At 48.4% G+C, this 10,832-nt stretch carries 7 protein-coding genes and 4 tRNA genes; all 11 read right to left on the bottom strand.

All coding sequences use genetic code 11. The features are described 5' to 3' along the window. Nucleotides 1-220 precede the first annotated feature (220 nt). Nucleotides 221-294, bottom strand: a tRNA-Arg gene (locus H3001_RS01820). 22 nt (nucleotides 295-316) lie between these two features. Further along, a tRNA-Arg gene (locus tag H3001_RS01815) sits at nucleotides 317-390 on the bottom strand. 16 nt (nucleotides 391-406) lie between these two features. Further along, nucleotides 407-480: transfer RNA gene (locus tag H3001_RS01810), tRNA-Arg, on the bottom strand. A gap of 22 nt (nucleotides 481-502) precedes the next feature. Then, nucleotides 503-576 (bottom strand) — tRNA-Arg (locus H3001_RS01805). 70 nt (nucleotides 577-646) lie between these two features. Beyond that, nucleotides 647-2,956, bottom strand: coding sequence for a patatin-like phospholipase family protein (locus tag H3001_RS01800; protein ID WP_181213919.1), 2,310 nt, complete (start codon nucleotides 2,954-2,956; stop codon nucleotides 647-649). Between the two features lie 355 nt (nucleotides 2,957-3,311). Further along, entirely contained in the window at nucleotides 3,312-3,611 is a 300-nt protein-coding gene (locus H3001_RS01795; protein ID WP_178245875.1) for a hypothetical protein, read from the bottom strand. Nucleotides 3,612-3,769: 158 nt separating this feature from the next. Then, nucleotides 3,770-4,891, bottom strand: a complete 1,122-nt coding sequence (locus H3001_RS01790) for a glycerate kinase family protein (RefSeq protein ID WP_178245877.1) — start codon at nucleotides 4,889-4,891, stop codon at nucleotides 3,770-3,772. A 378-nt stretch (nucleotides 4,892-5,269) separates the two neighbouring features. Continuing rightward, nucleotides 5,270-8,119, bottom strand: coding sequence for an aminomethyl-transferring glycine dehydrogenase (gcvP, locus tag H3001_RS01785; RefSeq protein WP_178245879.1), 2,850 nt, complete (start codon nucleotides 8,117-8,119; stop codon nucleotides 5,270-5,272). Nucleotides 8,120-8,269: 150 nt separating this feature from the next. Beyond that, nucleotides 8,270-8,911: an MBL fold metallo-hydrolase gene (locus H3001_RS01780; protein WP_178245881.1), complete on the bottom strand. Its 642-nt coding sequence runs from the start codon at nucleotides 8,909-8,911 to the stop codon at nucleotides 8,270-8,272. Nucleotides 8,912-8,967: 56 nt separating this feature from the next. Beyond that, nucleotides 8,968-9,594, bottom strand: coding sequence for a 16S rRNA (guanine(527)-N(7))-methyltransferase RsmG (rsmG, locus tag H3001_RS01775; RefSeq protein ID WP_181213918.1), 627 nt, complete (start codon nucleotides 9,592-9,594; stop codon nucleotides 8,968-8,970). A gap of 23 nt (nucleotides 9,595-9,617) precedes the next feature. Continuing rightward, nucleotides 9,618-10,460, bottom strand: coding sequence for an RsiV family protein (locus tag H3001_RS01770; RefSeq protein WP_181213917.1), 843 nt, complete (start codon nucleotides 10,458-10,460; stop codon nucleotides 9,618-9,620). Between the last annotated feature and the right edge of the window lie 372 nt (nucleotides 10,461-10,832).

The raw sequence follows: 10,832 nt of genomic DNA, 5'->3' as shown, positions 1-10,832 counted from the left end.
GTAATCCAATATCTGTGTGGGCAGTACAATACTGGCCAACATGCTCAAATAATCGTTTTCCATGCTGTAAAGTAAAGAACTATTCGATTAGATTACAAATTTATCCCCACTAAATTTCTACTGAGCCCTTATTTCATTGTTTTCAAAATAGGAAAAGAAGAGGAGGAGAGGTAATAAAAAAATAGAGAAATACCATATTCTGATATTTCTCTATAAGCAGTGATCGCGACAGGATTCAAACCTGTAACCGACTGATCCGTAGTCAGCTACTCTATTCAGTTGAGCTACGCGACCCTACAAATGTTCAATAAAAAAGTGACCGCGACAGGATTCAAACCTGTAACCGGCTGATCCGTAGTCAGCTACTCTATTCAGTTGAGCTACGCGGCCAATCAAAAAAAAGCAGTGATCGCGGCAGGATTCAAACCTGCAACCGGCTGATCCGTAGTCAGCTACTCTATTCAGTTGAGCTACGCGACCCTACAAACGTTCAGTAAAAAAGTGACCGCGACAGGATTCAAACCTGTAACCGGCTGATCCGTAGTCAGCTACTCTATTCAGTTGAGCTACGCGGCCATCTTGTTTTCTTTTAACGGGTGCAAAGGTACAGACTTCTTTTGAATCTACCAAATATTTGCCCTATTTTTTATTCAATAAAACGTGGATTAAATATCTGCCATCCGAGCGTAATTCCGAAATTCCAGTTCTTAGCCGGTGAGCTATAGTAATTTAGGTAGGTACTGATGGATCCGAAGGGCAACTGGGCCACAAAGGATAATTCTCCCATAAATTCCACGTTACTGAATATTTTCCCGTAATAAGCCTTCGAATTCTCGTTTTTCAGGATTGGAAATATAGGAGCAAACCCATAAAATTCGGCCCTGGCATGTATCACCGAGTTTAATTTGAAAATAGGCATGACTCCGGCACCGATAAACTGATTGGCCCGGAACGCCTCGTTATAGGTGATTTTACTGTGTGGAGTAGGGGCAAACTCTCCGCATTGCATCTTGGTGGCCGTATAGTTCTGGCTGAAATTACGCGACGAATAATACGCCTTGATATAATTTCCCAAGGAGAAATGCGATCCCAGCGAATAATAGCGTTCTATTTCATACGACAATTGCAGCCACGACTGTATATACTCATACTGCCCTTTATAAGGGTCGGTATGCGATCCGGCCCGGTAGGTCTCTTTTCCGGTATAAATCTGCGCAATCAACCGCTCCCGGCGTCCTGACGTAGCATATTGCCGGCTGTTGAGAGTATTACCGTCGAGGGCGATTGAGCCTCCGAACACCGTATATTGACTGTCATCCTTCTGGTCATTCTTGAAGTCGATGATATTGGACTGGAAATACTGATCCTGCAATTTCCCGACCCCGATTCCAAACTCCGCCTTCTGCCGGCTCAGGAAAGGGAAAGAAAGATACAGCTTCAGGTATTTCTCATACTTTTTATTGAAAACCGGTGAAGTCTCCGTCTTAAAAAGCTTTTCCTGCCGGAAATAGTCGAATGAAGAGATAGAGCCCACCATCCGGAAAGAAGTCGGAAGCTGCGTAGACAGATCCAGACGAGCAGAAAGCTGTACATTGTTGTAAATCTGCCCAAGCTGCCCGTCAATGGCAATCTCCTTGGCATAATTGTTCAAGTTCTGATACGTTGCTCCCAGATAAATCTGGTTGGCACCGTTAGAACCCACATTACCTCCGATCTTGAGCGTCAGCTCATCTTCAATCTTCACCTTCATATTCAGGTCGAACGTATGATTTCCAGAATTGTATACCGCATGCGGAATCACCTCCGAAATCATGTTGTCCGACATCAGCTGGAAATACCGTTTCCGGAGCTCTTCCAGGTCAAAAATACTGTCTCCCGAAGAATAGAACACATTCTGGATATATTTAGCCTGCTGTTCGGTAGCTCCGGTGATATGAATGTCCTTGAAGTAGAATTCCGGCATTTTTTTCTTGAACACGTTCCGGTTTCTTTCAAGCACCCGATAATCCACCCGTCGCGAGATCCTTGACTTGATGGAATCCATCAGCTGCATGGTCTTGCGGTATCCGTTGTCGTGTAGCGTCTCATATTTGTCAAAGTCCATCAGACTGACATCCGTGTACTTGAACGTCATGAGAAGTCCCAGCGAATCAGGCAGGGAATAGTCCGTTTTCTGCATAACCATGTTTTCCAGCTGACTCATGATATCTCCTTCGGTCGGCTTTCCCGGATTCGAACTGACCACACTTCCGATGATGATGTCAGGATGAAAATCGTTGATCATGACATTCACCGGAAAGTTATTGTATATTCCCCCGTCATAGGCAAGGACAGAATCGATTTCGATAGGCTTGAACATGGCCGGAAAACTCATCGATGCCCTTACCGCATCCCCCAGGTCACCCCTGCTGAATATGATAGGCCTTTTGTTGTACACGTCAGAGGCCACGCATCGGAAAGGAACAAACAACTTGTCGAAATCCCCGTCACAAGAGGCCGTAGCCTGTCCGAACAGTTCCAGAAAAGCCAGGTTCATCTGCAGCGGGTCTACCACACTGGTCGGCAGGAACTGAGTGGTCACCTTATGCAGCGGGTTTTTTAGTGAGACCCGGATATTGAGAAACTCCGGCGTAGGAGGATTCTTCTTGAAATAATAGATGTATTTCTCTTCGATGGTCCCGGCATACCAGCGCTTGAAATCTTCCGACTTCAACAACTTTTCCATATCATCGGGCGAATATCCCATTGCATACATTGATCCGACAATGGCCCCCATTGACGTACCGGCGATATAGTCGATCGGAATGTTGTTTTCTTCCAGGGCCCGGATGATACCGATGTGAGTAATACCTTTGGCACCTCCTCCACTTAAAACCAAGCCGACTTTCTGTGCCCGGGTCAGGCAAAAAGGAAACAGCAGGAAGCAGAGCAGGAGAGTGAATATCTTTGTTCTCATTTTTTATATCAATAGCTAAAAATCATGGATTTATCTATTTTCAAATATAACATAAAAATAGATAAGAGAAGCATTGTTTCTCCAGTTTTTATTGGTCGATAAGGATTTTAATCTGTGCGAAATCGCATGAACGATTATCCGGCAGCAAGCCTGCAATGGGCTATATGGCCGGAAAAACGGGTTATCCGGACATATCCGGGGAGTGGTCCGCCCGGAAGTAAAACGCGGTTTACCGGCCGGGCAGATGAGGGCTCCTGACACCGTCCCTGCGATGAAAAAAGAAAGGGATACATCCGCATACTGCCCTGTATCCCCTTATCGGTATTACCCGGCAAAAAAACACATCTTCGCCGGATTATCTCTTGTAATAACTTATATCCCGTAATTTGCCGGTTCTCATAATATCCTCTACCATAAACTTATGCTCAGTCTGAGTGATGACTCCCGAATCGAGCAAAACCTTGGCTTCGACCAGCAGTTCGGTTTTCGATTTCTTCTTCCGGAACAACAGCACGATGATTGCTCCCAGTAAAGGACTGGTGAAAAATGCGATTAAAAAGCCTAGCACCGCTCCACACTCTCTCTTACTTCCCATACTGCCTACCCATAGGCACAACAGCACGTATATCAGGCCGTAGAATAAAAAAAAGACCATAGCGTTATAGTTTTTGTTTATATTTTAAATGGTTATGTGATGAATTTTCGGTAAAGATAAAAATAAATATCAATGTCAGACAAATATTCGGATAAATACTTGCGTCGGAGCAGACGAAGCGCACCTGTCCGGCCGATGTTCCCTGTTTCGGGTGAATGCTATTCGTCAGCACCGCCGTCTTTCCCGATACGTACCTGTGCAAGAAGACCGTCCAGCTGAGAAGTACGTTGCGCTACCCAGTTCCGGATGTTCCTTTCCACGGTTTGCGGCCGGACAGCTTCGGCTATTTCCATTCCCTCAGGGGTAAGACTGTCTACCCGCTGAAATCCGGCCCTCTCCAGAATTTCACTGTCACTGACCTGTCCGGCTACCAGCCATACCGGGACTGCGTGTTTTTGTGCCCTCTGGAGCACCCGTTCCGGCAACTTGCCCATAAGCGACTGTCTGTCGGCATGTCCTTCTCCCGTAATGATTACAGCCGCATTCCGGATAATCTCATCGAAACCGATCCAGTCGAGCAGCAAATCAGCTCCGGACTGTACCGTAGCCTGGAGATATTGTATGAATGCATACCCCAGTCCCCCTGCTGCTCCTGCTCCCGGTGTGAAGGCATTGTCTTTTCCCAGCAACTCAGAGGAAAAAGCCGCAAACTCCCTGGCCTGCCGGTCGAGCAGTTCCACCATTTCCGGAGTAGCCCCTTTCTGCGGTCCGAATACCCGGGCGGCCCCTTCTGGTCCGTAAAGCGGATTCCGTACATCGCTGGCAAGCATGAACTGGCATCCCTTCAGACCGGCGCAATGTACCAGATCCTCTATCTTGCCACTGTCCGTCAGCTGTTCTGCCAAGGCATGGAGCATTCCTCTTCCTGCGTCACTCGTGCCGCTTCCTCCCAGACCGATGATGAATTTCCTGCATCCGTGCCGTACGGCATCCACCACCAATTCGCCCACACCGTACGTCGTGGCCTTTACCGGATTACGTTCCTGCTCGCTCATGAGTGCCAGTCCGCAGGCCTGGGCCGTCTCAATGACAGCCGTTCCGTCGGGTGTAATGCTGTATCTCGCCATCGTCTTTCGTCCCAGAGGATCTTGTACGCAGGCGGTCACATACTGGCCCTGCAAGGCCGCAGTGAACGCTTCCAGCATTCCCTCTCCTCCGTCCGACATGGGCAGTGCAACGGTTTCTACTCCTTTCTCCCTCCATATTTTAGAGAAAAGACCTTCTATTTCTGATGAAGTCAGGCAACCTTTGAATGAATCGATGGCTAAAATTACTTGCATGGCAATAGGCATTAAGTGATTGGACAGGGAATCAATTCCGGTTCAAAAATAGGCATTTCCGTCGGAACGGTCATCATGTCCCTGTGTTTATTTACGGGCAGACCGTAAAATGACCGTCAGAACAGGGAAGATGGGCCATACACGCGAGGTCGAGTTTCCGGTAAGTAGGAGCAACTTTTCAGAGAGAGACGGTGGCATCCAGAAAGCAGGGAGGAACAGGGAACAGCTGAGCCAGCAGTATATATATAATCCCCAATAGTCCGATGCATAAAAAGTTTGGCCAACCTGCTTATCACAAGCAAGTTGGCCGGATAGATGTAATGATTTTTATCATAGCAGACAACGGGGATTTGCTGCCTGCTCATTATGGAAAAAGGGTTATTCGAATGAACCGTAGCGGGTAGGCAGCAACTTACGGTCGCCCAGGGTATTGTCTACTCTTGCTACGTTTACCCAGAATTTATTCTCGCGGACAAACTGAACCGGATAGACAGCCTTCTCGCGGCTGTAGCTATGGTTCCATTCGTCGGCTACGGCTTCGTATTCCGGGTGAGGCGAATTGATTAGCACATTGTCCGCCTTGTCGGCAGTGCCATTCTTCACCTCTTCAATTTCCTGCCAGATCTGGAGCATGGCTTCCACGAAATTGTTCAGCTCATGCAGACTTTCACTCTCGGTAGGTTCTATCATCAGCGTACCGTGTACCGGAAAGGAGAGCGTAGGAGCGTGATAGCCATAATCCATCAGACGCTTGGCGATGTCGTTCTCCGTAATGCCGCTTTCTTCATGAATCTTGCGGCATTCCAGAATCATTTCGTGTCCTACACGGCCTTGAGCTCCCCGGTAGACAATTCCATAGGTATCCTTCAACGAAGCAGCCAGGTAATTGGCGTTCAGGATAGCCGTCTTGGTAGCCTGTGCCAGCCCCTCGCTTCCCATCATGCAGATATACGCATAAGTAATAGGCAGGATGCCGGCACTTCCGTACGGAGCCGCAGATACCTGATTGGTATCATTGCCGAAAATCTGATGTCCGGGGAGGAAAGGAACCAGATGAGCTGCCACACATACCGGGCCTACTCCCGGGCCGCCTCCACCGTGCGGGCTGGCAAAGGTCTTATGCAGGTTCAGGTGGCATACATCCGCTCCGATGAATCCCGGGTTGGTCAGTCCCACCTGCGCATTCATATTGGCACCGTCCATGTACACCTGTGCCCCACAACTGTGGATAATGTCACAGATTTCCCGGATACTTGTCTCGAAAATACCATGAGTAGACGGATACGTAATCATCAGAGCCGCCAGTTCTTCACGGTGACTTTCCGCCTTCTCTCTCAAGTCGTTGACATCCACGTTACCGAACTCATCACAGTTGCACGTCAGAATCTCATATCCCGCCTGAACCGCCGAAGCCGGATTGGTACCGTGAGCCGAAGCCGGAATCAGAATCAGGTTACGCTTTTCCTGACCGATGCTTTCCAGGTAACTGCGTATGATGCGCAGACCGGTATATTCGCCGGCCGCTCCGGAGTTCGGCTGAAGCGTAACTCCCTGGAATCCGGTAATCACCTTCAGTTGTTCCGAGAGATTCTCAATCAGTTTATGATAGCCCTGAGCCTGCTCCTGAGGTACCAGCGGATGCAGGTTCATCCATGCCGCATTGCTGAGCGGAAGCATTTCGGCAGCCGCATTCAGTTTCATGGTACAAGAACCCAGTGAAATCATGGAGTGAGCCAGTGAGATATCCTTTCTTTCCAGTCGCTTGAGATACCTCATCATTTCCGTTTCGGTATGATACTGACTGAATACCTCATGCGTCAGGTAGGCCGATTGTCTTTTCAGACTGCAGTTGATTTCGTCGACTTCCGTAACAGCCGGAACATCGTGTACCGCCTCTTCTGCCGCAATGCTGAAGATATTCAGCAGCAGGGTAGCATCACTTTCAGTAGTCGTTTCATCGATGCTCAGACCCACGTCACCGTTGTCAAAATAGCGCAGGTTGACATTCTTGCTCAAGGCAATGGTGCGTATTTCCTGCGGAGAAACGTGAGAAGGCAAGCTCAGGCGCAAGGTGTCAAAATAAGCCTGATTCTGCTGTACGTATCCCAGTTTCGAGAGCTGCGCTTCCAGCCAGAGAGCCAGACTGTGGATGTGGCTTGCGATGCGTCGGATACCCTCTGCTCCGTGATACACCGCATAACATCCGGCCATGGTGGCCAGCAGAGCCTGTGCCGTACAGATATTCGAAGTTGCCTTTTCGCGTTTGATATGCTGTTCACGTGTCTGCAGGGCCATGCGGTAGCACAAGTGTCCGTATTTGTCTTTCGACAGACCGATGATACGTCCCGGCATGTTCCGCTTGAACTCATCGCGTGTCGCAAAATATGCAGCAGACGGACCTCCGTAGAACATCGGTGTACCCATTCTCTGGCTGCTTCCGAATACGATGTCAGCTCCCCATTCTCCCGGAGGAGTCAGCAGTGCCAGACTCAGAATGTCTGCGTCTACAGCCACCTTGCATCCGGCAGCGTGTGCCTGTTGGGTAAATTCCCGGTAATCCTCGATGCTTCCGCTGTTGTTCGGGTACTGGATGATGCATCCGAAAATGTCAGGAGTAAATTCCAGCGTCTTATAGTCTCCGGCCTTGATCTGTATGCCCTGCGGGATGGCCCGGGTGCGGATGACAGCCTTCACCTGAGGAAAGACCTCGTTGTCGATGAACAGCGTGCAGGCATTGGCTTTCTGCTGGCTCCGGCTTCTGAGCGAATACATCATGGTAGCCGCTTCGGCAGCCGCCGTCGCTTCATCCAGCAGCGAACAGTTGGCCAGCGGCATGCCTGTCAGGTCACTGATGGCTGTCTGAAAGTTCAGCAACGCTTCCAGGCGTCCCTGTGAGACTTCCGACTGATAGGGAGTGTATGAAGTATACCATACTGGATTTTCGAACACATTCCGTTGGATGACCGCAGGAGTAATCGTTCCGTACCATCCGGTACCGATGAAAGAACGGTACACCTGGTTCATGCTTCCCAGCTCTGCAATATGCTTTGCAAACTCATATTCAGACATGGCAGGCGGAAGGTCCAGAGGATGTTCCAAACGAATGTCGGCAGGGATAGTCTGCTCAATCAGTTCCTCTAAGGATTGTACTCCTATTTTTTCAAGCATACAGGGAAGATCTGCTTCCGATATGCCGATGTGACGATGTGCAAAAACATCCGTATTCATGATATTAAGGTTTTGAAAAAAGGTAATGATTGGTTTATTCATTGTTTCTTGCCTGCAGCAGTTGTCTGTGCAGGCAAGAAAGAGATATTACATCTTTAAAAAGAGATATTACATCTTTAAGGTCTTGCTGTTTTTCCGTATAATCTGTCTTTAGCGGAAAAAAGGATTGCTGATCTTTTCTTTGCCGATGGTTGTCTGCGGTCCGTGTCCCGGATATACTACCGTTTCGTCCGGCAGCACAAACAGGCGGCTGCAGATCTGCTCCCTCAGTTCGTCAAAGTCCCCGCCTTCCAGGTCGGCCCGTCCGATGCTGCCCTGGAAAAGTACGTCACCGCTGAAGATGGCGTGACTGCTCCGGCTGTAATATACCATGCTGCCCGGAGAATGTCCGGGTACATGAATCGCTTCCAGTTCGCAGTTGCCGAACGTGATTTTATCTCCGTCGCAGATATAGCCTCCCAGCGGAACCGTCGGCTCGTTGATCTGGAATCCGAACATCTGGCAACTGGCGGCTGCCTTTTCCAGCCAGAATTCGTCCTGCTGTCCGGCCTTGGCTTTCAGGCCGTATTCACGCAGCAGGAAAGGATTGCCGAAAATGTGGTCGAGGTGCAGGTGAGTATTCAACAGATGCTTGACGGTAAGTCCGTTGTCATCGATGAATTTCTTCAACGTCTGCTGTTCTGATTCATAAAAGCATCCCGCATCAATGACCACTGCTTCACGGGTACTCTCGTCCCAGAGTACGTAGCAGTTGACCGGGAACATATTAAATTCAAAACATTTTATTTTCATAACGCGATTGCTTAATCATTATTAGGGTTTGTTCTTTTTGCTTTCCCGACAGCCTGTCAAGAGTGGACCGTTACATATACCACCTTTTTCGTCTCGAAGAATTCCTCCGTGAAGAAATCTTTCAGTTCGGTAATCGTTGTGTTGTGCTTGACCGGCAGTACCTCTCTTTCCAATTCACCTCCCTTGAGGCAGATCAGTCCGTTGGGCAGCGCGTTCTGCTGTTCCTTCTTGATGTTTTTTCTACAGATTTTCAGCAGGTCGGTCAGCGGCATTACCGCACGGCTGACCACAAAGTCGAACTGCCCTTTTTCTTCCTCAGCCCGGCAGTGTCGGGTCGTTACATTCTTCAGTCCGATAGTCTGGGCTATCTCTGTAGCCACCTTCATCTTTTTCCCGATGCTGTCTACCAGGTGGAAGTGCGTATCCGGAAACAGAATCGCCAGCGGAATACCCGGGAAACCGCCTCCGGTTCCCAAGTCCATAATCTCTGTTCCCGGACGGAAACGGATGATTTTGGCGATACCCAACGAATGCAGTACGTGGTGTTCGTACAGATTGGTGATATCTTTACGGGATATGACATTGATTTTGCTGTTCCAGTCTGTATACAGGTCGTACAGAGCAGCAAACTGTTCTTTCTGGGTCTCGGCAAGGTCTGGAAAGTATTTTAAGATGATATCCATTTATGTGTGATGAATGATACAAATTATTTTTTCAAATACGCATTGATCTGTTCGTACGGCACCGTCAGACTGAAGTCGCCTGCTGAATAAGGGGCGATTTCGTACCGATTGTAGTAGAACATGACTCCTTCTTTCTCGAGCAGGAAGTTCTCGGGAATGTACAGCGACGAATCCAGCAGAATTCCGAACTCATTCAGTCCCGCCACAGAAGTGATGGTGTCTGTATTCATGCGCTGGTTCATCTCGTAAATCAGCTGCTTGAGAATAAGGTCACAGATTTCCTTCTCATGCTTCGGACTGAACACCTGGCCGGCAGTAATCATCTCTCCGGTCGTGGAGTTGATGTTGAAATATTTTTTCTGTGTATTGGGGTGAGCTCCTCCGGTGTCGCTGAAATACGTAATGCCGTAGTTCCAGATGCTGTCTTTTCCCATCTGGAGCGAGGAACTGATATCGTACTGGTAGTTGTACCACTGCGGGATGTCTTCGGGCTTCATGCCGTTGTACATATCGGCATCGAAGAGCTGCTTCACATCCGTCAGATAATTGTCGATGTATTCTTTTTGCAGGGTGGCAGCCACCTCTCCGGCGGGGAGGGCTTCGTAGGATTTTCCGAATGCTGCTTCCTGAATGGCCGCATTGATTTTCAGTGACAGTGAATCCGTCTCCGAAGCGGGTTGCAGGTACGACAATGACAGGTTAATCTGACAATTGGGATTATTCATCCCCTCTTTCAAATATACAGTGGTGTCTGCCTGCAGGGACTCAACCTTGGGAGCCGCCTTTGTGTCCGGCTGAATACAGCCGCTCAGCAATGTGCCTGATAACGTACAGACAGTCAGTATGGAATATGCATTTTTTTTCATTTTTACCATTTTATCAAGATTTTCCATTACGACAAATATAATATAACTTCTCGAATAATCATGAAAAAGAAATAACTTTCTGTAGTCTGAAAAGATTTATCGTTATTTCTGGAAACAGAACCCGGATGATGAGCCCGACTTGTCGAAGTATCCTGTTTTCATTTATAGATATGTGATTTCGCCCATTTCATCCATGGCTACGACATAGCGGTAACTGCCTTTTGAGAATTCGAACGCATTGTCTTTTGAGCAGGTGGACGGGGGGAGGGTGAGTTTGGGAAATCGGCTATAAAAAATGACAGTCGGAGGACATTGTTTCAAATAAATATTTATTTTTGAAAGCATGATTGCTTGCCGTGCATTTCATTTGTC

Origin of the sequence: Phocaeicola faecicola (genome assembly GCF_013618865.1) — a bacterium.
Lineage (GTDB): Bacteria > Bacteroidota > Bacteroidia > Bacteroidales > Bacteroidaceae > Phocaeicola > Phocaeicola faecicola.
Note: the sequence above shows the minus strand (reverse complement) of the source record. Positions and strands in the feature narration are given on the sequence as shown.